The organism is Pseudonocardia sp. D17, from assembly GCF_036984265.1.
Lineage (GTDB): Bacteria > Actinomycetota > Actinomycetes > Mycobacteriales > Pseudonocardiaceae > Pseudonocardia > Pseudonocardia benzenivorans.
In genome coordinates, this window is the sequence record NZ_BPRG01000178.1 from 1 (window position 1) to 726 (window position 726).

General features: G+C 76.9%; 1 protein-coding gene. It reads left to right on the forward strand.

Going from position 1 to position 726, the window contains the following annotated elements:
* The coding region (locus PSD17_RS25205; protein WP_339124825.1) for a universal stress protein at positions 1-726 on the forward strand (726 nt) is incomplete at both ends.

The window sequence follows — 726 nt, forward strand, 5'->3', positions numbered from 1 at the left end:
TCCCGCCACTGCCTCGACGCGGCCGTCTGGGCCGCGCGCGAGGCGGATCGGCGTGGCCTCCGGCTGCGGCTGGTCGAGGTCGTGGAGTGGCAGGGCGTCGTGGCGGGCCATCCGGAGGCGGTCCGGGCCGCCGCCCAGGTCCGGTCCGAGCTGCGTTCGATCGCCCGCCGCGACGTCGACCGGACCGCGGCCCACGTCGACGCGCTGCTCCCCGACATGACCGTGTCGGCGGAGGTCTGCGACGGCGTGCCCGTCGACGTGCTCGGCGAGGCGTCCGAGCACGCCGCGCTGCTCGCGATCGGACGGCCCGTCGGGGGGTGGGGCGGGACGCTGCTGGGAGTCGCGCTGGCCGGCCGGTCGGCGTGCCCGCTGGTCTTCGTCAACGAGCTGCCCGACGCCGGGCCCGACGACCCGGTCGTGGTCGGGGTCGACGGCTCGCCGGACTCCGACGCGGCGCTCGAGGTCGCGTTCGCCGAGGCGCGCGACCGCAACGTGTACCTGCGGGTGCTGCAGGCCTGGAGCGACGTCCCCCTGGACGCCTGTGCCGATCCGGCCGTCGAGTTCGGCGACTTCGCCTCGGGCGTGCGGGCGTCGGTGTACGAGCGGGTCGCGCCGTACGCCCGGCGCCACCCCGACGTCGAGGTCCGGCACAGCACCACCCGCGACCATCCCGAGCGGGCGCTGCGCGAGCTCTCCGCGAACGCCCACCTCGTCGTGATCGGCGCC